Origin of the sequence: Micromonospora sp. CPCC 205558 (assembly GCF_036902955.1) — a bacterium.
GTDB lineage: Bacteria > Actinomycetota > Actinomycetes > Mycobacteriales > Micromonosporaceae > Micromonospora.
On the sequence record NZ_JBAKHR010000033.1, the window covers coordinates 35,587 to 59,282 of the forward strand.

General features: G+C 71.6%; 25 protein-coding genes. 16 read left to right on the plus strand and 9 right to left on the minus strand.

Features of this window, described 5'->3' with window-relative positions; genetic code table 11:
• Window positions 1-136: 136 nt before the first annotated feature.
• Together V6U86_RS28295 and V6U86_RS28300 are read left to right on the plus strand one after the other, a co-directional pair.
• On the plus strand, window positions 137-1,333 hold the full coding sequence (locus tag V6U86_RS28295) for an epoxide hydrolase family protein (protein ID WP_334508478.1): 1,197 nt from the start codon (window positions 137-139) through the stop codon (window positions 1,331-1,333).
• Between the two features lie 251 nt (window positions 1,334-1,584).
• A complete protein-coding gene (locus tag V6U86_RS28300; protein ID WP_334508480.1) occupies window positions 1,585-2,436 on the plus strand; it encodes an alpha/beta fold hydrolase in 852 nt (283 codons plus the stop codon).
• 90 nt (window positions 2,437-2,526) lie between these two features.
• Here V6U86_RS28300 and V6U86_RS28305 read toward each other — a convergent pair whose 3' ends face one another.
• Genes V6U86_RS28305 through V6U86_RS28330 form a run of 6 tightly spaced genes read right to left on the minus strand, consistent with a single transcriptional unit; the run spans window position 2,527 to window position 8,144 of the window.
• Window positions 2,527-3,543, minus strand: a complete 1,017-nt coding sequence (locus V6U86_RS28305) for a methyltransferase (protein WP_334508483.1) — start codon at window positions 3,541-3,543, stop codon at window positions 2,527-2,529.
• A gap of 42 nt (window positions 3,544-3,585) precedes the next feature.
• Entirely contained in the window at window positions 3,586-4,215 is a 630-nt protein-coding gene (locus tag V6U86_RS28310; RefSeq protein WP_334508486.1) for a hypothetical protein, read from the minus strand.
• Complete coding sequence (locus V6U86_RS28315) at window positions 4,212-5,618, minus strand: selenium-binding family protein (protein WP_334508489.1); 1,407 nt, start codon at window positions 5,616-5,618, stop codon at window positions 4,212-4,214. The genes V6U86_RS28310 and V6U86_RS28315 overlap by 4 nt, the downstream gene beginning before the upstream one ends.
• Window positions 5,619-5,632: 14 nt before the next feature.
• Entirely contained in the window at window positions 5,633-6,364 is a 732-nt protein-coding gene (locus V6U86_RS28320) for an ABC transporter ATP-binding protein (RefSeq protein WP_334508491.1), read from the minus strand.
• Window positions 6,337-7,170, minus strand: coding sequence for an ABC transporter permease (locus tag V6U86_RS28325; RefSeq protein ID WP_334508494.1), 834 nt, complete (start codon window positions 7,168-7,170; stop codon window positions 6,337-6,339). Before V6U86_RS28325 ends, V6U86_RS28320 begins: the two co-directional genes overlap by 28 nt.
• Window positions 7,167-8,144: an aliphatic sulfonate ABC transporter substrate-binding protein gene (locus tag V6U86_RS28330; RefSeq protein ID WP_334508496.1), complete on the minus strand. Its 978-nt coding sequence runs from the start codon at window positions 8,142-8,144 to the stop codon at window positions 7,167-7,169. The genes V6U86_RS28325 and V6U86_RS28330 overlap by 4 nt, the downstream gene beginning before the upstream one ends.
• A gap of 176 nt (window positions 8,145-8,320) precedes the next feature.
• Here V6U86_RS28330 and V6U86_RS28335 point away from each other — a divergent pair, with 176 nt between their 5' ends.
• Window positions 8,321-9,496, plus strand: a complete 1,176-nt coding sequence (locus V6U86_RS28335) for an LLM class flavin-dependent oxidoreductase (RefSeq protein WP_334508499.1) — start codon at window positions 8,321-8,323, stop codon at window positions 9,494-9,496.
• 40 nt (window positions 9,497-9,536) lie between these two features.
• Here the strand turns inward: V6U86_RS28335 and V6U86_RS28340 are convergent, their stop codons facing one another.
• The gene (locus tag V6U86_RS28340; RefSeq protein WP_334508502.1) at window positions 9,537-9,947 is read right to left on the minus strand and encodes a hypothetical protein; all 411 of its coding nucleotides are present in this window, start codon (window positions 9,945-9,947) and stop codon (window positions 9,537-9,539) included.
• A 313-nt stretch (window positions 9,948-10,260) separates the two neighbouring features.
• On the opposite strand from V6U86_RS28340, the gene V6U86_RS28345 reads away from it, so the two are divergent.
• From V6U86_RS28345 to V6U86_RS28370, 6 genes are all read left to right on the plus strand, one after another.
• Window positions 10,261-10,563, plus strand: coding sequence for an urease subunit gamma (locus tag V6U86_RS28345; protein ID WP_334508567.1), 303 nt, complete (start codon window positions 10,261-10,263; stop codon window positions 10,561-10,563).
• Complete coding sequence (locus tag V6U86_RS28350) at window positions 10,560-10,895, plus strand: urease subunit beta (protein WP_334508505.1); 336 nt, start codon at window positions 10,560-10,562, stop codon at window positions 10,893-10,895. The genes V6U86_RS28345 and V6U86_RS28350 overlap by 4 nt, the downstream gene beginning before the upstream one ends.
• On the plus strand, window positions 10,892-12,595 hold the full coding sequence (locus tag V6U86_RS28355) for an urease subunit alpha (RefSeq protein WP_334508508.1): 1,704 nt from the start codon (window positions 10,892-10,894) through the stop codon (window positions 12,593-12,595). Before V6U86_RS28350 ends, V6U86_RS28355 begins: the two co-directional genes overlap by 4 nt.
• A complete protein-coding gene (locus V6U86_RS28360) occupies window positions 12,595-13,341 on the plus strand; it encodes an urease accessory protein UreF (protein ID WP_334508510.1) in 747 nt (248 codons plus the stop codon). The genes V6U86_RS28355 and V6U86_RS28360 overlap by 1 nt, the downstream gene beginning before the upstream one ends.
• A 103-nt stretch (window positions 13,342-13,444) precedes the next feature.
• On the plus strand, window positions 13,445-14,116 hold the full coding sequence (gene ureG / locus V6U86_RS28365; RefSeq protein WP_334508512.1) for an urease accessory protein UreG: 672 nt from the start codon (window positions 13,445-13,447) through the stop codon (window positions 14,114-14,116).
• Window positions 14,116-14,832, plus strand: coding sequence for an urease accessory protein UreD (locus V6U86_RS28370; protein ID WP_334508514.1), 717 nt, complete (start codon window positions 14,116-14,118; stop codon window positions 14,830-14,832). The genes ureG and V6U86_RS28370 overlap by 1 nt, the downstream gene beginning before the upstream one ends.
• A gap of 248 nt (window positions 14,833-15,080) precedes the next feature.
• On the opposite strand, the gene V6U86_RS28375 is transcribed toward V6U86_RS28370, so the two are convergent.
• Entirely contained in the window at window positions 15,081-15,545 is a 465-nt protein-coding gene (locus V6U86_RS28375) for a MarR family winged helix-turn-helix transcriptional regulator (protein WP_334508516.1), read from the minus strand.
• Between the two features lie 96 nt (window positions 15,546-15,641).
• Here V6U86_RS28375 and V6U86_RS28380 point away from each other — a divergent pair, with 96 nt between their 5' ends.
• From V6U86_RS28380 to urtE, 6 genes are all read left to right on the plus strand, one after another.
• On the plus strand, window positions 15,642-16,724 hold the full coding sequence (locus V6U86_RS28380; RefSeq protein WP_334508518.1) for a substrate-binding domain-containing protein: 1,083 nt from the start codon (window positions 15,642-15,644) through the stop codon (window positions 16,722-16,724).
• Between the two features lie 420 nt (window positions 16,725-17,144).
• A complete protein-coding gene (gene urtA, locus V6U86_RS28385; protein WP_334508520.1) occupies window positions 17,145-18,389 on the plus strand; it encodes an urea ABC transporter substrate-binding protein in 1,245 nt (414 codons plus the stop codon).
• A 75-nt stretch (window positions 18,390-18,464) separates the two neighbouring features.
• Window positions 18,465-19,352 carry an urea ABC transporter permease subunit UrtB gene (urtB, locus tag V6U86_RS28390; protein WP_334508523.1) on the plus strand — a complete coding sequence of 296 codons (888 nt, stop codon included), beginning with the start codon at window positions 18,465-18,467 and terminating at the stop codon, window positions 19,350-19,352.
• Window positions 19,349-20,530, plus strand: coding sequence for an urea ABC transporter permease subunit UrtC (urtC, locus tag V6U86_RS28395; RefSeq protein WP_334508525.1), 1,182 nt, complete (start codon window positions 19,349-19,351; stop codon window positions 20,528-20,530). The genes urtB and urtC overlap by 4 nt, the downstream gene beginning before the upstream one ends.
• Window positions 20,527-21,360: an urea ABC transporter ATP-binding protein UrtD gene (urtD, locus tag V6U86_RS28400; protein ID WP_334508527.1), complete on the plus strand. Its 834-nt coding sequence runs from the start codon at window positions 20,527-20,529 to the stop codon at window positions 21,358-21,360. Before urtC ends, urtD begins: the two co-directional genes overlap by 4 nt.
• Window positions 21,357-22,052 carry an urea ABC transporter ATP-binding subunit UrtE gene (gene urtE, locus V6U86_RS28405; protein ID WP_334508530.1) on the plus strand — a complete coding sequence of 232 codons (696 nt, stop codon included), beginning with the start codon at window positions 21,357-21,359 and terminating at the stop codon, window positions 22,050-22,052. The genes urtD and urtE overlap by 4 nt, the downstream gene beginning before the upstream one ends.
• Window positions 22,053-22,073: 21 nt before the next feature.
• Here urtE and V6U86_RS28410 read toward each other — a convergent pair whose 3' ends face one another.
• Window positions 22,074-23,108, minus strand: coding sequence for a LacI family DNA-binding transcriptional regulator (locus V6U86_RS28410; protein ID WP_334508533.1), 1,035 nt, complete (start codon window positions 23,106-23,108; stop codon window positions 22,074-22,076).
• A 132-nt stretch (window positions 23,109-23,240) separates the two neighbouring features.
• Here V6U86_RS28410 and V6U86_RS28415 point away from each other — a divergent pair, with 132 nt between their 5' ends.
• A complete protein-coding gene (locus V6U86_RS28415; protein WP_334508535.1) occupies window positions 23,241-23,669 on the plus strand; it encodes a hypothetical protein in 429 nt (142 codons plus the stop codon).
• Window positions 23,670-23,696: the final 27 nt, after the last annotated feature.

Below are 23,696 nucleotides of genomic sequence, written 5' to 3' on the forward strand. Positions count from 1 at the left end.
TCCATGGGTGTGAGGCGGAGGCGCGTCGGCGATTCGCGTTTGGGCCCGGACGGCGCCTGCCCGCTGTGAGACTGGGCGGGTGCCGGCACTGTCGGCGCATCGGCACTGTCCGACTCGACCTGGCGAGGTGGGGAAGATGTCCAACGACACCGAAATTCACCCCTTTCGGCTCGACACATCGGAGGACGCGATCGCCGACCTGCGTCGCCGGATCGCGGCTACCCGATTGCCCACCCGCGAGTTGGTCACCGATCGCTCGCAGGGGGTGCAGCTGGCGACGATCCAGGAGCTGACCCGCTACTGGATCACCGATTACGACTGGCGCGCGTGCGAGACGAAGCTGAACTCGCTGCCGCAGTACACGACGACAATCGACGGCGTCGAGATTCATTTCATCCACGTGCGGTCGCCGCATGAGAACGCCCTGCCGCTGATCATGACGCACGGCTGGCCGGGTTCGGTCGTCGAACTGCTCGGGATCGTCGGCCCGCTGACCGACCCGACGGCGCACGGCGGCACGGAAGAGGACGCGTTCCACCTGGTGCTGCCGTCGTTGCCCGGCTACGGCTTCTCCGGCGAGCCGACCGAACCCGGCTGGAATTCGGCGCGGATGGCACAGGCGTGGGCAAAACTCATGCAGCGCCTCGGTTACCCGCGCTACGTCGCGCAGGGTGGCGACGTCGGCGCCGCCGTCACGGACGCCATGGGGCGTCAGGCACCCGATGGGCTGCTCGGCATCCACGTCAACCTGCTCGCCGGGGCGGTCGGCATCAAGGACAAGTTGCCGGCGAATTCCGAGCAGGAGCGCGCCGCGCTCGACGCGCTCAAGCTGTTCTCGATGGATGGTTTCGGTTACTTCCTGGAGCAGTCCACCCGGCCGCAGACGATCGGCTATTCGCTGCTGGACTCACCTGTCGGGTTGGCGGCCTGGATGCTCGACCACGACACGGACAGCTACTACAAGATCTCCCGCGCGTTCCTCGACGGTGAGCCGGTCGGCGGTCTCACCCGGGACAGCATCCTCGACAACATCACGCTGTACTGGATGACGGGCACCGGTGCTTCGTCCGCCCGGTGGTACTGGGAGCAGGGGCGGTTTCAGGCAGCCGCCCAGGCGGCCGGTCAGGCTCCGCCACCGGTCACGGTGCCGGTCGCCTTCACCACGTTCCCCGGCGAGATCTGGGCCGCTCCGCGGAGCTGGGCCGAGGCGGTCTACCCCGGCATCGCGTACTTCAACGAGGCTGACCGCGGCGGGCACTTCGCGGCCTGGGAGGAGCCGGAACTCTTCTCCGCGGAGGTGCGGGCCGCGTTCCGGCCACTGCGGAAACCCTGACGGCCTCACCCGCTGACGGACGAGCGCCGGCGCCTGTCGTCGGCGGGGTGGATGGTGCGTACCGGGTCGGGCACCGGCCCCCGGCGCTGCCACTCGCGGGGGTAGCCGAGGGACCCCCCGAGGTTAGGACGGCACGGGCAGCTCAGGGAACCTCTGCCCTGCCGGTCGGGCCGTCTGACGTCCGCATATCCGGCTACCGGGCGGGAAAGCGCGGGGCGTCCGACAGCCCGAAACCGGAGCAGGAGACAAACATGCCTTTCATCACCGTGGGAACGGAAAACTCCGCGCCCATCGACCTGTACTACGAGGATCACGGTTCCGGTAAGCCGGTGGTGCTGATTCACGGTTTCCCGTTCAACGGCGCGACCTGGGAGAAGGTGACCACCCAGTTGCTCAACGCCGGATACCGGACGATCACCTACGATCGGCGCGGTAACGGTAACTCCGCCCAGCCGGCGTTCGGGTACGACTACAACACGTTCGCAGCGGACCTGGACGTGCTGATGACCGAGTTGGACCTGAACGAGGTGACCCTGATCGGTCACTCGATGGGTACCGGCGAGGTAGTCCGTTACCTGGGCAACTACGGCTCACAGCGGGTGAGCCGAGCCGTGCTGCTCAGCCCGCTGCAACCGATGCTGGCAAAGGCGAAGGACAACCCGGAGGGCGTCGACACGAGCCTGTTCAAGGGCTTCCAGGACGCCATCATCAAGGATCGGTTCGCCTACCTGACCCAGTTCTGCGACGCGTTCTTCAACTACAGCGAGAACAAGGGCAAGCTGGTCAGCGAGGAGGCGTACCGGGCGCACTGGCAGATCGGCGCGATGGCCTCCGGCAAGGCCACCCACGACAGCGTGGACGCCTGGCAGGAGGACTTCCGGCCCGACCTGCCAAAGATCAACATTCCGGTGTTGATTGTGCAGGGTGACAAGGACAACGTGCTGCCCTACCCGGTGACCGGCCAGCGGCTCGGGCCGATGATGCCGACCGCCCAGCTCATCACGCTCAAGGGCGCGCCGCACGGTCTCCCGTGGACCAACGCCGGCGACATCAACAAGGCGATCATGGACTTCATGAAGCAGCCCGCCAAGGCCCGCGCCTGATCCGTACCGGTAGCCGATCGGACGCCAGCGCCCGCGCGGCGCTGCGACACCCGGCCCACGGTTCGCACCGGGGCCGGGTGTCGTCCGCGTTCAGGCCCGGCGGGCCACCACCGCGCCGTTGGCGCCGGGCGCGTCGAACGGCACCGTACGCACGTCGACGAAGCCGGCGTCGGTGAGCCAGGCGGCGTACTCGGCGCCCGAGTAGTTCCGCCCGCCCTCGGTCTCGACCAGCATGTTCATCCCCATCAGGGCCGCCTCCGGTGGCCCGGTGCGGTCGTCGTTGAGCAGCAGTTCGCAGACGACGATCGCCCCGCCGGGTGGCAACGCCGCGTGGCACCGGGCCAGCAACGCCCGGTTCGTCGGCTCGTCCCAGTCGTGCAGGATCATGCTGAGCAGGATGACGTCGTGCCCGTCCGGCAACGCCGGGTCGGCGAGGAAGTCCCCACCCACCGCGTCGATCCGCCCGGTCAGGCCGGCCTGGGCGATCCGCTCCCGGGCCCGAACGCAGACGTGCGGCAGATCCAGGACTGTCGCCCGCAGCTCGGGCAGGCGGCGACAGAGCTCGATCGGGAACGCCCCCGCCCCACCGCCGACGTCGAGTAGCCGGCGGTGCGCCGAGAAGTCGTACGCCTCGGCCAACGCGCTGGCGGTGAAGCTGGAGGTGGAGAACATGGCATCCCAGAACTGCGCCAGCATCTCCGGGTCGGCGGTGTCGAACATCGACTGTTGGGTCTCGGGGTCCCAGGTCAACGGCCGGTCCGTGCGCAGCGCCTCGCCGATGCGGTGCCAGGGCAGGTAGGTGCGTAGGTCCGAGTAGCGGACCTGCGCGCCGAAGTAGTACGGGTGACCCTCGACCAGGAACTGCTCGGCCAACTCGGAGTTGCGGTATCCGTCGCCGGCCTTCTCCAACAGCCCGAGCGACGCGCTGGCGGCCAGCAACAGGTCCGCGGGCCGGTCGGGCAGCCCGAACTCGGCGGCGGCTTCCTCGACGGTCATCGTCCGCCCGCCGGCCAACCGGGTGAACAGGCCGAGCTCGACGCCGACCGCGAGGGTCTTGAAGCCCCACACACCGGCCACCAGGCGCATGAGGGGAGTCGGAGAGATCATTACGACATCAGATCACGATTTTCCGCCGTCCACGATGGCCGGTCACGCCCGCAGCAACGTCACCAACCCCGCGGCCACCAGCACCCCGGCCCAGAGCCGGTCCACGTTGAACCAGGCCCGACGCAGCACACCCACCCCGAACACCTGGTAGACCAGCAGCGCCACGGCCAGGGCGACGCCGAGCATGGCCACGGTGTGCACCCCGGCCGCCGCGAGGCCGGTCAGCGCGCCCACCGGCGCGGCGGCCAGGTGCCCGGAGTGACCCCCGGGCACCGGCTCGGCCACCAGCACCGGCAACAGCATCAACCCCGCGCCGTGCGCCGATGACATCAGGAACGACCAGGCGGCGAGCTGCGCCGCCGACAACCGCATGCCCGCCCAACGGAAGTGCCGCTCGGAGAGCAGTCGCCACAGCCCGAAGGCGACCAGCACCCCACCGCCGACCACCGCGAGGGCCGTGCTCGTCGTCACCGACCGGGTCGCCGAGACCAACGCGGCGACGATGGCCACCGAGGCGAGATGCCCCGCGGCGATCGGCGGCAGGGCGCGCAGCAACGCCAGCCGGCTGCGCTCCTGCAGGCCCCGGGCCACCGCGAACAGCCACCCCATCGCCGGATTCAGACCATGGAACGCGCCGAGCGCGGCGAGCGTCGCCAGGGTGGTGACGGTCACGGGAAGCAGTACGAGTCTGAGGAGGCGTCCCCGCCCTGCAACCGGGTCTGGTGCACCCGCAGGCCCCGGAACTCGTCCCCGTGTGGGAAGAACCGCTCATCCGGGGTGAGCCCACCGGCGTCCACGTCGACGTCGAGCTTGGCCAGCCAGGCGCCCACCCCGTCGGGGTAGAACTGGTCGTCCCACGCGCCGTAGAGCGAGTTGCTGACGTAGACCCGCCGGCCGTCCCGGCTGACCTCGACCATCTGCGGGCCACCGGCCAACGCCTCGTCGGGCGCGGACGGGTGCGCGCTCCGGCGGACGATCCCGCCGAGGTGCACCGAGCCCGTCTGCACCGGGTGCAGCGGGTCGCTGACGTCGTACTGGCGCAGCTCGCCGGTGCCCCAGCAGGAGACGTAGAGGAACCGGTCGTCGACCGACAGGTCGATGTCGGTCACCAGCGGCGGCACCGCCCCGAACGGTTTGAGCAGGTCGGGCAAGTCCGCCGGGTCGGCCGGCTCGGCCGGGATGTCGATCACCTTGGTGACCGCCCAGGCGTCCCCGTCGCGGTGCCACAACCAGATCGATGCGGACAGGTCCTCGACGCTGATCACCACCCCGACGAACCCGTACGACTTCGTCGGGTCGTGCGCCGGCCGCAGCTCCAGCGGCATCTGGTACTGGTCGCCGAGATCGACGCGTTGCACGTGCCGGCGTTTCGCCAGATCCCAGAAGTGGATGGCGTGCCCGTAGCGTCGGCCCAGCAGCAACTCACCGATGATGCCGTCCTCGATCATCGACGGGGTGCCCCACTCGCTGGTGACCAGCACGTCCTGGGTCAGGTGCCACCACACGTCGTACGCCAGGAACTGCGGACCCCGGTCGGCCTCCCACGCCCCGCGTACCTCGAACGTCGTGTGGTCGAGGATGGCGATGCCACCCGGGCCCTCCGCGCCGTCCGCGCCACCGAGCGCGGAGAGGTAGATGCCGTCCGGGCCGCAGTGCACGGTGTGCGGCCGCGAGTAGCCGGCCCGCTTCGCCAACTCCTCCGCCCCGATCACCTTGACGATCTGCGGCTGACGCGGGTCGGGCTGGGTGTCGAGCACGTGGATGCGCGACGACCGCAGACCGGGCACGATCAGGTAGCGCCGCTCGACGTGCGGGTGCGGTGCGGTCGGGCAGAGCGCGCTGCTGCACGCGTTCCAGCCGAAGTGGTGCAGCTCGTCACCGACGTACGGCAGGTCGGTCCAGCCGACGACCCGGCCGTAGTCGGCGGAGCCGGGGTCGGTGTCGAGCACCACGATGGCGTCCGGACGGCTGGCCGTACGGTCGAAGGCCGCCACGTAGGCGAGCTTCTCCGCCGGCGCGGTCACCGCCTCCCGGGGCGAGGGGTAGAACGTGGGGTCGGGGGTCCAGCGGGTCATCACAGCTCCGCTCGTCAGGTGGTGGGAACGCCGAGTCGGTCGAGCAGGTGGCGGCGCAGCGCGCCGAAGGCCGGGTCGTCCGGCGTGCGGGTGGGGCCGAGGTCGACGGGCAGTTCCGCGGCGATGCGGCCGTCGTCGAGGAGCAGGATCCGGTCGGCGAGCAGCAGCGCCTCATCCACGTCGTGGGTGACCAGCAGGGCGGCGAAGCCGTGCTCGGCGCGTAGCCGGCGCAGCAGGATCTGCATCCGCAGTCGGGTCAGCGCGTCCAGGGCGCCGAACGGCTCGTCGAGCAGCAGCAGGTCCGGTTCGCGGACCAGTGCCCGCGCTACTGCCACCCGCTGCGCCTGCCCACCGGACAACTCGCCCGGCCAGGCGCGGTGCCGCTCGGCCAGACCGACCTCGGCCAGCGCCCGCCGGATCCGCCCCGGGCCGTCCGCGCCGGACAGCCCGAGCCCCACGTTCTCCGCCACGCGTTTCCACGGCAGCAGCCGGTGCTCCTGGAAGACCACGGCGGCGGTGCCGTGCACGGCGCTCGTCCCGGTGGCCTCGCCGTCCAACCCGGCGAGGATCCGCAGGAGGGTGCTCTTGCCGGAACCGCTGCCGCCCAGCAGGGCCACCACCTCACCGCGGGCGATGGTCAGGTCGACCCCGGCCAGCACGACCGTCGGCCCGAAGGCCCGGCGCACCGCGTGGGCGGTGAGCACCGGCTCGGCGCCGTTCAGGTGGCCCGCAGTCCGCGACGCCATGTCAGCATCCTCCTCTCCAGGACGCGCAACGCACTGTCGGATATCAGCCCGAGCAGGGCGTAGACGAGCAGGCCGAGCACCACCACGTCGGTCTGGCTGAACTCCCGCGCCTCCATCATCAGAAAGCCGATGCCGGTCTGGGCGTTGACCTGCTCGCCGACGACGAGGCTGAGCCAGGCCGCCCCGATCGCCAGCCGCAGGCCGAGGAAGAGCGACGGCAGCGCGCCGGGCAGCACCACGTGGCGCAGCCGGGCGGCCTGGCCCAGACCACAGGTGCGGGCCGCCTCCACCAGCCGTTCGTCGATGTCCCGGATGCCGGCGTAGGTGTTGAAGTAGATGGGGAAGAACGCGCCGAGAGCCACCAGGCTGATCTTCAGTGACTCGCCGATGCCGACCCAGATGATCAGCAACGGCACCAGCCCGAGGTGCGGCAGCATCCGGGCCATCTGCACCGGCGGGTCGACCAGGTCGTCACCGAGCCGCAGCAACCCGGCCACGGTGCCCAGCACCAGGGCCAGCAGGCCGCCGATCAGCAGGCCCGCCCCGGCCCGGGTGAGGGAGTCCAGCAGGTGGATGCCGAGCGTTCCGTCCCGGCTCAGCCGCGCGCCGGTGGCCAGGACGTCGCTGGGCGCGGGCAGCTTCTCGGCCGCCAGCAGCCCGGTCCGTGCGGCCAACTCCCACCCAAGGACCAGCACCACCGGGCTCACCACCCGCCGCCAGCGCCGGGCCGGCGGCTGACGACGGGGTACGACAGGCGCCGCCGTCTTCACCTCTTCGGGCGCCTCGACGAGCGTCGTACGACTCACTGGAACACCTCGTTGAACCGGCCGTCGACCCGGGATCGCAGGTCGACCGGCCCCGGGATGAGGTCCAGGGCGATGAAGCTGTCGGTGATCGCCTGAAGTTCGTCGCCGATGGCCGGGGTGACCGGGGCGAGGGGCTTGGCGCTGCGGGCCAGAGCGCGGCTGGTGACGTCCTGCGGGATCTTCAGCTCCGGCGCGAGGGTGCTGGCTCGCTCCTCGGGGTGGGCGATGCCCCAGTCGGTCACCTCGCGGTAGCGCTGGAGGAACGCCCGGATCTCGTCCGACCGCTTGTCGACCGCCCCGGGCGCGGCGAGGACGTACTCGCGGTTGCTGGCCAGACCGGTCGCGTCCGCGAGCACCTGGACCCCCGGTTGCTCGGCCAGGGCGAAGTACGGGTCCCAGATCACCCAGGCGTCGATCTGCCCGCCGTCGAACGCGGGCCGCCCCTCGGCGGGCTTGAGGTACTTGACCTGGATGTCCTTCAGGGTCATGTTGTTCGCCTCCAGCAGCCGCACCAGCAGCCAGTGCACGTTGGACCCCTTGTTGAGCGCCACCGTCCTGCCCTTGAGGTCGGCGAAGCTGCGGTAGCCCCGGTCGGCCTTGACCAGCACGGCCTCACCCTGCGGGATCGGCGCCGAGGTGCCGATGATGGAGAACGGGATCTTCCCGGCGGCGGCGAAGACGGGCGGCGCCTCGCCGACCTGTCCGATGTCGATGGAGCCGGCCTTGAGCGCCTCGGTGAGTGCCGGGCCGCTCTCGAACAGCGACCATTCCACGTCCGGTGCGGCGTCGCGCGCCTTGACCAGGCTCAGCCCGCCGAAGCGCTGGTAGCCGATCCGGAGCTTCTCCCCGGCGCCGGAGGCGTCGGCGGACCCGCCGCACGCGCTCACCGCGACCGTGGCGAGTAGCGCCACGGTGGTGAGCACGGCCGTCAGGAGGCGGCGATGCGGGGGACGGCTCGTCGACGGGGTGGGCATGGCGGCTCCTCGGGTCGGGGCAGGCGGACAGCGGCGCATCGACAGGTGTCGGCTCCGGCAGTAGCCTACTAACCCGATAGGTTTTATGGGTAGGCTGTCGGCGGGATCGTCCCACCCCTCAGGAGGTGCCCGCCTCGCCGCGTGCGCCGACCGTCCCCGCTGGAGGAAAGAACCCGATGACCCTCACCTTCCACTGGTTCCTGCCCACCAACGGCGACAGCCGGGACATCGTCGGCGGCGGCCACGGCGTACCGACCGGCGCCGCCGGAGGCGCCCGCCCGGCCAGCGTGGCGTACCTCGGGCAGATCGCCCGCAGCGCCGAGCAACTCGGCTTCGTCGGCGCGCTCACCCCGACCGGCGCCTGGTGCGAGGACGCCTGGCTCAGCACCGCGATGCTCACCGAGGTGACCGAGCGACTCAAGTTCCTGGTCGCCTTCCGGCCCGGGCTGCTGGCCCCCACGCTGGCCGCCCAGATGGCCTCGACCTTCCAGCGGTTGTCCCGGGGCCGGCTGCTGCTCAACGTGGTCACCGGCGGCGAGTCGCACGAGCAGCGGGCCTACGGCGACTTCCTGGACAAGGACGCCCGGTACGCGCGGGCCGACGAGTTCCTGCACGTGGTGCGTGCGCTGTGGCGCGGCGAGACCGTCGACCACGACGGCACCCACGTCCGCGTCGAACAGGCACGGTTGCACCGACTGCCGGACCCGGTGCCGCCGGTCTACTTCGGCGGGTCCTCGGCCGCCGCCCTCCCGGTGGCGGTGCGGCACAGCGACGTCTACCTCACCTGGGGCGAGCCGCCGGCCCTGGTCGCCGACAAACTGGAGCGCGTCCGGGCGCTTGCCGCCCGCGCCGGGCGGGAACTGCGCTTCGGCATCCGGTTGCACGTCATCGTGCGCGACACCGCCGAACAGGCCTGGGCGCAGGCCCAGCGTCTGCTCGACGGGGTGTCCGAGGCCGACATTCGGGCCGTGCAGGAGGGGCTTCGCCGCAGTGAGTCCGAGGGGCAGCGTCGGATGCTCGACCTGAACGGTGGCTCCCGCGACGGCCTGGAGGTCGCCCCCAACCTGTGGGCGGGGGTCGGGCTGGTCCGTGGTGGGGCCGGCACCGCCCTCGTCGGCAGCCACGCCGAGGTCGCCGACCGGATCGCGGAATACCACGCGCTCGGCATCGACGAGTTCATCCTCTCCGGCTATCCGCACCTGGAGGAGGCGTACTGGTTCGGTGAGGGCGTGCTGCCGATCCTGCGCGACCGGGGGCTGTGGCGGCACCCCGACGGCCAGCCGGGGACCCCCGACCACGTCGACATCCCCTTCACCCGCGCGCCCGCGCCGCAGCCTGTCGTGGCCCGCTGACCGGCCGACCCGCGGCAACTGGCGCCGACGGGGCGATGGGTTATCTCGCGGCGGGTCGGCCGGTGAACCGCTGGCCGACCCGCCGCCCGGCGAGGCTCACCACCGTGCTGCCGGCGGCCATCCCGACCAGCACCAGAATCCCCCCGACCACCCACAGCCCGCTGTCGTCTGTCGACGCGGCCCGCCACGACCAGACCGCCGTGAACGCCACCGTCATCACCGGCGCCACCAACCACGGACTGAGCCGCGTCCCGGCGAGCGCGGCCAGCACCACGAGCGTCAGCACGCAGCCGATCACCTGCCACGGCTCGTACGGGCCGCTGCTCGCGCCGGTCTGCGCGTCGACCGTGTACCGGGTGTCCCAACCCAGCCAGAGGATCCACGCCCCGACCGTGGCCGCGGCCAGGAACAGAACACCGAGCAGTGCGCGGGTACCCCTCGTCGCCGTCATCCGGCGATCATCCCCTGCCAGCCGCTCCACGGGAACACGGACCGGCATACGGTGCGATCCCCAATGGACTGTTGCCCCGATCGGTGGCGATCCTCTACGGTCTGCTCAGCGGTGGGCGGTGCGGTCCGCATCCGACCCGACACCGCCGGTTGCCCGTCGTGCGGGCCGGGATGGTGGAGTCCCGGGTCGCCCCGTCGGCGGTGACCCGGCGGTCGTGCGACTCCCAGCTCGTCCCCTCGGCTCCTGGTGCCCGAGGTGGCTCCGCGTGGAGCCGACGGCGAGCCGGGGCACGCCGACCCACCGGGAGAGCCCCGTGTTCCTCAGCCCGCACGAGCAGGACCGCCTGCTCCTCCACGTCGCGGCCGATGTCGCCCGCGCCCGCCGCGAACGCGGCCTGCGCCTCAACTATCCCGAAGCCGTCGCGGTGATCACCGCGTTCCTCCTCGAAGGGGCCCGCGACGGACGGTCGGTGGTCGACCTGATGTCGGCCGGCCGGGCGGTGCTCGGCCGCGACGACGTCCAGGACGGCATCCCCGAGCTGCTGAGGGAGGTGCAGGTGGAGGCGACCTTCCCGGACGGCACCAAGCTGGTGACTGTGCACCACCCGATCCCGTGATCCCCGGGGAGATCCTGCCGGCGGCCGACCCGGTCGAGATCAACGTGGGTCGTCCGGTGACCACGGTGCTCGTGGTCAACACCGCCGACCGCCCGGTGCAGATCGGTTCGCACTACCACTTCGCCGAAGCCAACCCGGCGCTGTCGTTCGACCGGGGTGCGGCCTGGGGGCAACGACTCGCCGTCGCGGCGGGCACCTCCGTCCGGTTCGAACCGGGCATCAGCCGCAGCGTCGACCTCGTCCCGCTCGGCGGCGCACGCGTCGTACCCGGCCTACGGGGCGAGTGCGGCGGACCGCTTGACACCACTACGGCCGACGGGTCGCCGCGGTGAGCGCCGTGCGGCGCGACCGCTACATCGACCTGTACGGGCCGACGACCGGTGACCGGATCCGGCTGGCGGACACCAACCTGTTGATCGAGGTGGAGACCGACCACTGCGTGGGCGGCGACGAGGCGGTCTTCGGCGGCGGGAAGGTGATCCGCGAGTCGATGGGGCAGTCCCGTGCCACCCGCGCCGAGGGGGCACTGGACACCGTCATCACCGGCGCGGTGGTGCTGGACCACTGGGGTGTGGTCAAGGCCGACGTGGGGCTGCGCGACGGGCGCATCGTGGCGCTCGGCCGGGCCGGCAACCCGGACACCATGCCCGGTGTCCACCCCGACCTGGTCATCGGCCCGTCGACCGAGGTGATCGCGGGCAACGGGCGGATCCTCACCGCCGGCGCGGTCGACACCCACGTGCACTTCATCTGCCCGCAGATCGTCACCGAGGCGCTGGCCAGTGGCATCACCACGCTCGTCGGTGGCGGCACCGGGCCGGCCGAGGGGACCCGCGCGACAACCGTCACCCCGAACGCCTGGCACCTGGCCCGGATGCACGAGGCGCTGGACACCATGCCGGTCAACGTGCTGCTGCTCGGCAAGGGCAACACCGTCTCCAGCGAGGCGCTGTGGGAACAGTTGCGGGCCGGTGCGGGCGGTTTCAAGCTGCACGAGGACTGGGGCACCACGCCGGCGGCGATCGACGCCTGCCTGCGGGTGGCGGACGCGTCCGGCGTGCAGGTGTCGATCCACACCGACACGCTCAACGAGGCCGGTTTCGTCGCCGACACCCTGCGGGCGATCGGTGGACGCGCGATCCACTCGTACCACACCGAGGGAGCCGGCGGCGGGCACGCACCGGACATCATCACCGTGGCCAGCGAACCGAACGTATTGCCGTCGTCGACCAACCCGACCCGGCCGTACACCGCGAACACCCTGGCCGAGCACCTGGACATGTTGATGGTCTGCCACCACCTCAACCCGTCCGTGCCGGAGGACCTGGCCTTCGCCGAGAGCCGGATCCGACCGTCCACGATGGCCGCCGAGGACCTGCTGCACGACCTCGGCGCGATCTCGATCATCGGTTCCGACGCGCAGGCGATGGGCCGGGTCGGCGAGGTGATCACGCGGACCTGGCAGAGCGCCCACGTGATGAAGGACCGGGTCGGCGCGCTGCCGGGTGACGGGGCCGCCGACAACCACCGGGCCCGGCGGTACGTGGCGAAATACACCATCTGCGCGGCGATGGCCAACGGGCTGGAACGGGAGATCGGCTCGGTCGAGCCGGGTAAGCTCGCCGACCTGGTGCTCTGGGACCCGGCGTTCTTCGGCGTACGACCGCACCTGGTCATCAAGGGCGGCATGATCGCGTACGCCCAGATGGGTGACGCCAACGCCTCGATCCCGACCCCGCAGCCGATGCTGCCGAGGCCGATGTTCGGGGCGTACGGCGCGGCGGCGGCCGCCACCAGCCTGGCCTTCGTGGCCCCGGCGGCGCTGGACGCCGGGCTCCGCCTGGACGTACGACGCCGGGTGGTGCCGGTGAACGACGTGCGATCGCGGGGCAAGGCCGACCTGCCGGAGAACAACGCGATGCCGCGCATCGAGGTGGACCCGGACACCTTCACCGTGCGGGTCGACGGGCAGGTGGTGGAGCCGGACCCGGTGACCCGGCTGCCGATGGCCCAGCGGTACTTCCTGTTCTGATGGCGACGCCGAGCCTGCTGTTGCTGTTGGCCGACGGACGATTCCCGGCTGGGGCGCACGCGCACTCCGGTGGTCTGGAGGCGGCCGTCGCCGCCGGCCGGGTCACCGACCTGGCGTCGTTGGAGTCGTTCCTGGCCGGACGGTTGGCCACCGCAGGCCTGGTCGGCGCGGCGTTCGCGGCGGCCGCACACCGGGCGGCGGTGGCCGAGACCGCCGGCACGACCGGCCCAGCCCGGCCCGGCCGACGTTCGGACGCCCCGGCTGAGGCTGCCGCTCGGTCGGGGTCGTTGGCTCGGCTCGACGCGGAGCTGGACGCGCGTACCGCCGCCCCGGCGCTGCGGGCGGTCTCGCGCCGACAGGGCCGGGCGCTGCTGCGCGCCGGTCGGGCCATCTGGCCGGACGCCCCGTTCGCCGACCTGCCCACGGCACCCGGCGGCCCACACCAACCGCTGGTGCTCGGGCTGCTCTGCGCCGCGGCCGGGCTGTCCCGCGTCGAGACCGCCACGATCGCCGCGTACGGGACGGTCGCCGGGGCGGCCAGCGCCGGCGTACGTCTGCTCGGCCTCGACCCGTACCGGGTCCAGGCCCTGCTGGTCGGCCTGGCCGACGCCTGCGACGGCACGGCAGCCGACGCGGCGCGGGCGGCCGACGACCCACCGGAGCGGCTGCCGGCGGCCGCCGCTCCACTCGCCGATATTTATGCCGAAATCCATGCCACCTGGGAGGTGCGTCTCTTTGCGTCCTGACACCGTTGTGCCGAACGCTGTGCCCGCCGTCGAACCGACAGTGCCGTCGCCGGCCGCCCCACCTCACGACGAGACCGTTGCGCACACCCATCCGGAGCCGGGGGTGGACCCTCACCCGCCGCTGGCGCGCGCCGGCCGTGCCCTGCGGGTCGGCATCGGCGGCCCGGTCGGGTCCGGCAAGACGGCCCTGGTGGCCGCCCTCTGCCGTGCCTTCGCCGACGATTTGCGGCTCGGCGTGGTGACCAACGACATCTACACCACCGAGGACGCCGACTTCCTGCGGCGGGCCGGCGTGCTGGACCCGGCCCGGATTCGCGCGGTGGAGACCGGCTGCTGCCCACACACGGCGATCCGCGACGACATCGGCGCCAATCTGGACGCCGTGGACGAACTGGCCGAGGCGGTCGGCCCGTTGGACCTGGTCCTCGTGGAGAGCGGTGGGGACAACCTGACCGCGACCTTCAGCCGAGGGCTGGTCGACCGGCAGATCTTCGTGGTCGACGTGGCGGGCGGGGACAAGGTGCCCCGCAAGGGCGGGCCCGGGGTCACCGCCGCCGACCTTCTCGTGATCAACAAGACCGACCTGGCGCCGATGGTGGGTGCTGACCTCGCCGTCATGGATCGTGACGCGCGAGCCCGACGCGGCGACCTCCCGACCCTCTTCCTGTCCATCGTGGGAGACCCCACGGCCACGTCGGTGGCGGACTGGATCCGGCACGAGTTGGCCCACCACGCCGCCCTGCACCCGCTCGCCGCGCCGGTCGGCCCGGCCTGATGCGGGCGCACGCCCGGCTGGTCGCCCGGGCCGACGGTCGGGGCGGCACGGCCCTGGTCGAGCTGCACGGCGAAACGCCGCTCCTGCTGCGCCAGACCCGCACCGACAACGGTGTCGCCACGGTGCACCTCGTCGGCGGGGCGGCCGGGCCGCTCGCCGGCGACGATCTGCGCCTGGAGATCGAGGTGGGTCCGGGCGCGGCGGTCCGGGTGCACAGCGTCGCCGCGTCGATCGCCCTACCGGGTCGCTCGGGTGCCGTCTCCCGGATGGCGGTGCGGGCGGTGGTGCACGTCGGTGCCACGCTGCACTGGCTACCGGAGCAACTGGTCGCGGCGGCCGGCTGCGCGCACCTCGCCGAGTCCCGCGTCGAGGTGGCCGCCGGTGCGAACCTGCGCTGGCGCGACGAGCTGATCTGCGGCCGGTACGACGAGGCGCCCGGCGGCGCCGTCGTGCACACCCAGGTCGACTACGCGGGTCGACCACTGCTGCGTCAGTCCCTGGCGGTGGGACCGCACGCGCCCGGCTGGGCCGGCCCGGCGGTGCTCGGCGGTGCGCCGGCCACCGGCTCGCTGTTGGTGGTCGACCCTTCGCGACCAGCCGAACCTCCGACGGCCGAGGGCAGTGTCGCCCGATTACCGCTGGCGGGCGGCCCAGCGACACTGTGGACCGCCACCGCCCCCGACGCGCACACCCTGCGCGCCCACCTCACCGGCTAGGAAGCCCTGTCGGTCCGCCTGGCCCTCGGGGCCGTTCTGGAGGCGGACACTGCGGAGAGCGTGATGTCTGTGAGTCATCACGATGACTCACAGACATCACGCTCTCGGGCGGGTGGCGTTCGCGGCTGGGTGGTGCTTGTGGTCGGTGGCGCTTGGGATCGGGTCGCGCTCAAGGCCAGCCCGTGCCGCGTCGGGAGCAGGTGAGACTGCCGCTCACCCAGGAGGTCGGTCGGTGAGCCGGGGAGGGATCAGCGGTGGGGGCCGGACGCGTCGGCGTGTTCCCGCGGCCGGGCCGGGTCGAGTCGGCCGATCAGGTCGTCGAGCTGGCTCACCAGGTCGGCGGCGTGCGGCACGCCCAGCTCGGCGATGCTGGCCCGGACCCGCTCGTCCAGGCGGGCGTACTCGCGGCGGCCCCGGGTGGTCAGGTACGCCCGAATCCGTCGACGGTCGATCGGATCGATCCGGCGGAAGACGAGGTTGCGGTCGACGAGCTGGTCGACCAGCTTGGTGAGGGTGCCTGGCGGCAGCGATGCCTCGGCGGACACCTCGCTCATCGGGTGACCCCGGCCGTCGGCGAGCAGGCAGAGCACCCGCCACGCCTCGATGCTCAGCGCGTCGTCGGCCAGCACGGCGCCCAGTCGGCGGGAGAGCAGCCGTTCGGCGCGGGTGAGCGAGCGCAGCAGGTCGGCTGGCGCCCCGGGCACGTCTGACATGAAACTCCCTGGTCCGGTGGCCCTGTCATGGTAGCTAGTCGTCCCGGTCAGTGGTGAACGCTGGTCTTCCGTCGTAGGCCGGGCAATCATGTGCTCATGTCCGCGCCGGCACCGCCGTGGCTGACCGTCGACCGTGCCGTGGTCAGCATCGCGTTGGTCTACCCGATGCGCGGGCCGGCCGGCATGTTCGGCCCCACCTGCGAGCTCTGCGCGCAGCTCGCGGTGGAGGAAATCAATCGGTGCGGCGGGGTGCTGGGCCGAGAGGTGCGACTGGTGCCGGTCGACGGTGGAGCGCCTCCGGCGGAGGTGGCCGCCGAGGTCGAGGCGTTGGTGTCGGTGGGGGCCGTGCAGGGGGTGACGGGGTGGCACATCTCCTCGGTGCGCCAGGCGTTGGCGCCCCGCGTCGCGCACCGGGTGCCGTACGTCTACACCGCACTCTACGAGGGCGGCGAGCGTACCGAAGGGGTCTTCCTGACCAGCGAGACGCCGGACGCCCAGCTGTGGCCCGCGATGCGGTTGCTCGCCGCGGAGCAGGGGGTGCGTCGCTGGTTCGTGGTGGGCAACGACTACGTGTGGCCGCGCCGTACGTCGCGGGCGGCCCACCGGTACGCGCTGCGCGGCGGTGGGCAGGTGGTGGGCCGGCACTTCCTGCCGTTGGACGCGCACGACTTCACCGAGGTGTTGCGTCGCATCGAGCACAGTGACGCGGACGCGGTGTTGATGCTGCTGGTCGGTGCCGACGCGGTGCGGTTCAACCGGGCGTTCGCCCGGTCGGGTCTGGATCAGCGCTGCCTGCGGCTGAGCACTCTGATGGACGAGAACATGCTGCTGGCCAGCGGTGCCGGCGCGACCCGGAGGTTGTACAGCACGGCGGGCTTCTTCGCCGGGCTGGTGACCCAGGAGAATCTCGACTTCCACGGCGAGTTCGCGCGGCGGTTCGGGGTGGAGGCGCCGCCGCTGGGCAGCCTGGGGGAGTCCTGCTACGAGGGCGTCATGCTGCTCGCCGCGCTGATCGGCCAGGCCCGCACCCTCGACGTGCGGGCCATCGAGACGGCCGCCGACACGGTCGCCTACCAGGGGCCGCGTGGGCGGTTGCGGCTGCGCCAGCGGCACGTGCGTCAGCGCATCTACCTGGCCGAGGCCGACGGGCTCGACTTCACAGTGCTCGCCCAGCTCTGAACCGGGCACCGGCAACCGGCTGACCGGACCCTTGACAGCGCCACCCAACCCCGTCCTAAGATGCTTCCTGCGTGAAGTATCTGGCCACAGGGTCAGGTCTCACCAATGTGGGCCACCGTCGGCGGATTCGTCCGCCGACCATTGTGGTGGCGCTTATCTCGCGTCTTTCCGAACGGCCGACACCGTTTCCTCCCAACGGTGTCGGCCGTTTTTTCGTGCGCGCCCGACCGGCCCCTCGGAAACAGTCAATTAAGGGCCGGGAAACACACGCGCAATCATGTCGGTCGACGCTTTCCCTGCCCATAACCGATCCGGTGCCCTGCGCGGCGTCCACCCGTCGAGCTCGGCATCGCCCACGTCAGCTCCATCGGACCGCACCGACCGTCCTTTCGTCACTTGAGTGCACCGCAGGGAGAGTAGATGTCATTATTCCGGGGCCGCCGCATCCTGGCGGGTGCCATGACCCTGGTCGCCGCGGCCGCGATGACCGCGTGCGGCAGCAAGACCACCGACGAGGCGAGCGCGACCGGCGTCACCGCCGACGTCTCCGGCGACACCGTCAAGGTCGGCCTGCTCAACTCGCTCTCCGGAACCATGGCGATCAGCGAGGTCACCGTCCGCGACGCCATCATGCTCGCCGTCGAGGAGATTAACTCGGCCGGCGGCGTCCTCGGCAAGAAGATCCAGCCGGTCGGTGAGGACGGTGCCTCGGACTGGCCCACCTTCGCCGAGAAGGCCGAGAAGCTCATCTCCGAGGACCGGGTGGCCGCGGTCTTCGGCTGTTGGACGTCGGCCAGCCGCAAGGCGGTCAAGCCGGTGTTCGAGAAGAACAAGGCGTTGCTGTTCTACCCGGTGCAGTACGAGGGTCTGGAGCAGTCGCCCTACATCTTCTACACCGGGGCGACGACCAATCAGCAGATCGTTCCCGGGCTCGACTACCTCAAGGCACAGGGTGCGAAGTCGGTCTATCTGGTCGGTAGCGACTACGTCTTTCCCCGTACCGCCAACAAAATCATCAAGGCGTACGCGGCCGCGAACGGGATGGCCGTGCTGGGTGAGGATTACGCGCCGCTGGGCTCCACCGAGTTCGGCACCATCGTCAACAAGGTCAAATCGTCCGGCGCGGACGCGGTGTTCAACACGCTCAACGGTGACAGCAACGTGGCCTTCTTCAAGGAATACAAGTCGGCGGGCCTGACCGCAGCCTCCATGCCGGTGGTCTCGGTGTCGATCGCCGAGGAAGAGGTCAAGAGCATCGGCACGCAGTACCTGGAGGGCCAACTCACGGCCTGGAACTACTACCAGACCACCCCGGGCGCGGCGAACTCGAAGTTCGTGGCCGCGTACAAGGCGAAGTACGGCGCGGACAAGCCAACCAGCGATCCGATGGAGGCCGCGTACGTCGGCGTGCACCTGTGGAAGGCGATGGTCGAGAAGGCCGGCGCCTTCGACGTGGAGAAGGTCCGCTCCGCCTCGAACGGGATCACCTTCGACGCGCCGGAGGGTCTGGTCACCGTCGACGGCACGACCCAGCACATCGCCAAGACCGCCCGGATCGGCAAGATCGGCGCGGACGGTCTGATCACCGAGGTGTGGAACTCCGGCAAGCCGGTCGCGCCGGACCCGTACCTCAAGACCTACCCGTGGGCGAGCGGCCTGAGCTGACGACGCCGGCCCGGGCGGGCCGCGCGGCGACGCGCCCCGCCCGGGCCACCCGACCAGCAGTTCGGAGTACCCACCGTGACAGTCCTCTTCGGTCAACTCTTCACCGGCATCAGCATCGGCGCGGTGCTGCTGCTCATCGCGCTCGGCCTCGCGCTGACCTTCGGCCAGATGAACGTGATCAACATGGCGCACGGTGAGTTCATCATGGCCGGCGCGTACACCACCTACGTTCTGCAACAGAGCATCACCGGCGCCGGCCTGTCGCTGGTGGTCGCGCTGCCGGTGGCGTTCGTGGTCGCCGGCACCATGGGTGTCCTGCTGGAGGTGCTGCTGATCCGCCGGCTCTACGCCCGGCCACTGGACACCCTGCTGGTCACCTGGGGGGTGTCACTGATGTTGCAACAACTGGCCCGGGACGTCTTCGGCAGCCCGAACGTGCAGACCCGCGCGCCCGAGCTGCTCACCGGCAACGTGGCGCTGCCCGGCGGGCTGACCATCGCCAACAACCGGCTGTTCATCCTGACCCTGGCGCTGGCCGCCGTCGCGGCGCTCACCCTGGCGCTGCGACTCACCCCGCTCGGGCGTCGGATCCGCGCGGTGGTGCAGAACCGCGACCTCGCCGCCGTGTCCGGGATCGCCACCTCCCGGGTCGACCGGACGACCTTCTTTCTCGGCTCCGGCCTGGCCGGGCTTGCCGGGGTGGCGCTCACCCTGCTCGGCCCGATCGGCCCGACCATGGGCACCAACCTGATCATCGACGCCTTCCTGGTCGTCGTGGTCGGCGGGATCGGCCAGCTCAAGGGCAGCGTGATCGTCGCCTTCGCCCTCGGCGTGCTCCAGGCCACCGGGGAGTACCTGACCACCCTCAGCGTCGCCAAGGTGATCGTGTTCGTGGCGATCGTCGCGTTCCTCCAGTGGCGACCACAGGGCCTGTTCACCCTGCGGACCAGGAGCCTCGCATGACCGCCGTGACACCCGCGCCACCGGACACCGCCACCCGCCCGGCCCCCGCCGGCGCCGTACCGCCGGCTCGGCGCGACGGGCGCTCGCGGCTGCGGACGGCGGCCGGCTTCGCGCTCGGCGCGGCGCTGCTCTTCGCGGTCGCCCCGCTGGTGCTGTCGGACTTCCGGCTGTCGCTGCTCGCCAAGTACCTCTGCGTCGCCATGGTCGCGGTCGGCATCGGGATCGCCTGGGGTCGGGGCGGGATGCTCACCCTCGGCCAGGGCGTCTTCTTCGGCCTCGGCGGCTACGCGATGGCCATGCACCTCAAGCTCGCCGACGCGGGCCCGGGTGGGATGCCCGACTTCATGCAGCTGTACGGGCAACTCGACGAGCTGCCCCTGTGGTGGCGGCCGTTCGCCAGCCCGTGGTTCGCGCTGCCCGCCACGGTGCTGCTGCCCATGGCTGTCGCCTTCGGGCTCGGCTCACTGGTCTTCCGCCGCCGGGTGCGCGGCGCGTACTTCGCCATCCTCAGTCAGGCGCTCGCCGCCGCGATGGTGATCCTGCTGATCGGCCAGCAGGGCACCACGGGTGGCACCAACGGGCTCACCGACATCAAGGGCTTCTTCGGCTACGACCTGGACGACCCGGTCAACCAGCGGATGGTCTACTTCATCATCGCCGGGACGCTGCTGGGGTTGCTCGCGGTGACCCGTCAGCTCATCCACAGCCGCTACGGCGAGCTGCTGGTGGCGGTCCGCGACGGTGAGGAGCGGGTCCGCTTCCTGGGCTACGACCCGGCGTCGGTCAAGCTGGTGGCGTACGTGGTGGCGGCCGGCATGGCCGGGCTGGCCGGGGCGCTGTTCGTGCCGGCGGTGGGCATCATCTCGCCGGCGCTGATCGGCATCGTCCCGTCGATCGAGTTCGTCATCGGCGTCGCGGTGGGCGGCCGGGCCACCCTGCTCGGTCCGGTGCTCGGCGCGGTGGCGGTGGCCTGGGCGCGTACCGCCCTCTCCGAGCGTTTCCCGGGCACCTGGACGTACCTTCAGGGGTTGCTCTTCGTGGTTGTGGTGGCGTTCCTTCCGGGCGGCCTGGCGTCGCTGTGGGCGCTGGCCCGCCGTCGTGAGGTCGGCGCGCAGCGGCGCGGTTGGTTGTCGCTGTCCCGACGACGCGTCGAGCGGACGGAGGTGCCGGCGGCATGAGCGAACGCACCGAGCGCAGCGAGGGCCGTGAGCGCATGCCCAGCCAGCACAGCATGAGCGGCGAGCGGTTGGACGGGTTGTCCGTCCGCGATGTGCGGGTCAGCTTCGACGGCTTCACCGCCGTCGACGGCGTCTCTCTGGAGGTGCCCGCCGGCGACATCCGGTTCCTGATCGGGCCGAACGGCGCCGGCAAGACCACACTGGTCGATGCGATCACCGGCCTGGTCCGGGCCACCGGCTCGGTCCGGTTCGGTGACGAGGAACTGCTGGGCCGGCCGGTGCACCGGATCAGCCGGCTCGGCATCGGCCGGACCTTCCAGACGTCCTCGGTCTTCGAGGAGCTGTCGGTGTTGCAGAATCTCGACATCGCGGCGGGCGCCCGGCGCAGCTGGGCGACCATGGCCCGACGCCGCCGGGGTGTCCCCGACGAGGTGGCCGCCGCGCTGGAGACCATCGGCCTGGCCGAGCGGGCCGGGCACCTCGCCGGGACGCTCGCGCACGGCCAGAAGCAGTGGCTGGAGATCGGCATGCTGCTGGTGCAGGACGCCCGGCTGCTGCTGTTGGACGAGCCGGTGGCCGGGATGAGCCATGAGGAACGCGACGCCACCGGCGCCCTGTTGGAGACGGTGAGCCGGGATCGCACGGTCGTCGTGATCGAGCACGACATGGACTTCCTGCGCCGGTTCGCGCGCAGCGTCACGGTGCTGCACGCCGGCCGCGTGCTCAGTGAGGGCACGGTGGCGCAGGTCCAGGCGGACCCGCGCGTGCAGGAGGTCTACCTTGGCCACCCGGTCGACGCCGGGTCGGCTCGCACTGGCCTGGAGGCATGATGCTGACGTTGCGCGGGGTGCACGCCGGGTACGGGCGCTCTCGGGTGCTGCACGGGGTCGATCTGGCGGTCCCGCCCGACGGGGTGGCCGCCGTGCTCGGGCACAACGGCGCCGGCAAGAGCACACTGCTGCGGGTCGCGGCCGGCCTGCTACGCCCGAGCGCCGGCACCGTCGAGCTGGACGGCGAGGACGTCACCCGCGCCGGGCCGCACGAGCGGGTGGCGCGGGGGATGGCGTACGTCCCGCAGGGTCAGCAGTGCTTCCCGCACCTGACCGCGGCGGAGAACCTGCGGCTGGTCGCCGACGGCCGGCGCGACGGCGCGGTGGCCACGGCGGAGGCGCTGGACCTGTTTCCGGCGTTGCGCCCGTTGCTGCGGCGTCGGGCCGGGCTGCTCTCCGGCGGTCAGCGCCAGCAGTTGGCCATCGCCCGTGCCCTGGTCACCCGACCCCGGCTGCTGATGCTCGACGAGCCGACCGAGGGCATCCAGCCGTCGGTGGTCGCGGAGATCCAGGAGCGGATCGTCGAGCTGACCCGGCAGTCCGGGTTCAGTGTGCTGCTCGTCGAGCAGCACCTGGGCTTCGCGTTGCGGGTGGCGGACCGCTACCACGTGCTGGAGTCCGGCCGGGTCACCTCGCACGGCGACGGGGGTGTCACGGCGGAGCGGGAGGTCCGGGCGGCCCTGGCGGTCTGAGCCGGCGAGGCGGTCGGCGGGTCAGGTCGTCGGCGCGGGCCCGGTGGAGTCGCGGACGACCAGCAGGTGCCCGGTGGGGCGGCGGCGGGGGCGGGTGGTGCGCGGCTTGAGTGCGAGTGTCAGTGCCGTGCGGCCCATCTCGGTCATTGGCAGTCGGATGGTGGTGAGGCTGGGTGCGAGGTCGGCCGCGACGGAGACGTCGTCGAAGCCGACCACGGACATCCGCGCGGGCACCGGCACGCGGCGGGACCGCAGTGTCGACAGCACGCCCATTGCCATCACGTCGTTGAGCGCGATGATCGCAGTCGTCGCCGGATGCTCGTTGAGGATCTGCTCGGCGGCGGCCCGACCACCGTCGCGGGTGAAGTCGCTGTGCACGACGGCGAGGTCGGCGGGGGACCGGCCGCGCTGGCGCAGGGCCGCCGCGACCCCGGCCAGCCGGTCGGCGACGGTGGTGAGATCGGCGCTGCCTGCGGCGACCGCGATCCGCCGGTGGCCAAGATCCATCAGGTGCTGGGCGAGCGCGTAGCCGCCGGCCTCGTTGTCAGGCAGGACGGCGTCGACGCCGAGCGCGTGCCGTCCGATGGCCGCGGCCCGCCCGCCGTGGTCCTGGAACGCGGCCAGCTCGGCGCGGGCGGCGCTCTCCATCCGCGGGTCGTCGTAGCCGGAACCGCTGATCAGGACGATGCCGACCCGCTGGGCGATCAGGTGGCGCAGCTGTTGCAGCTCGTAGCCGGGGTCGCGGCCGGACTGGCAGATCTGCACGAGAAGGCCCTGCTCGGCGGCGAGTTGGATGACCCCGGCGGCGATCTCGGAGAAGTACGGGTCGTCGACCTGATGGACGATCAACCCCACGGTGGAGGTGGCCCCGCTGGCCAGGGTGCGGGCGTACGGGTTGGCGACGTAGCCGAGCTCACTGGCGATCTGTCGGATCCGGTCGGCCACCTCGGCGCTGACCCCCCCGCGGCCGGCGAGGGCCCGCGAGGCGGTCGCCAGCGAGACGGCGGCGTGTTCGGCGACGTCCACGAGGCGCGGCCGCTGGCTGGCCCTGGGCATCCGCACCCTCCGAGAACATTCATGCCACCCGATCTATTGCGAGCGACATTCATCGAAGCCTAGGGTACGTAAGCGCTTACGTAAGCGCTTACGTGACCGGCATCCGGCATGCCGCGAAACGAGGTGACAGCCATGTCCAGGGCCCGACGAGCCGTCGTCTCCCTCCTGGCGGTCGGCGCACTGGCCGGCGCGGGTACGCCACCGGCCCAGGCGGATCGGAGCATCTCGTCCGACGTCCACCCGGCGCTGCGCGCGCACCTGGTCGCCGCGTACGACTTCGACCACCCGGTGCCCGGTGACCCCGACCTGGAACGCGATCAGGGGCGTTCCGGCACCGAGATCGAGCTGGTCAACGGCGGCGCAGCCATGCGGGTGCCGGACCGCGCCTACCGGGGCAGCCGCAACGCCGTGCAGACCCGGCAGATCGCCCCCACGGTCGCCGGCAACGACGACTGGAAGGCCGGCACCTGGTCGGCCAGCGGGGTGCGGACGCTGCGCGCCTTCAGCGCCACCGCGGGCGCGAAAGACGTGCGGAGGCAGTACCGCCACCTTGCCCGCTGACCACCCTCGGCACCGTCCCACCGAGAA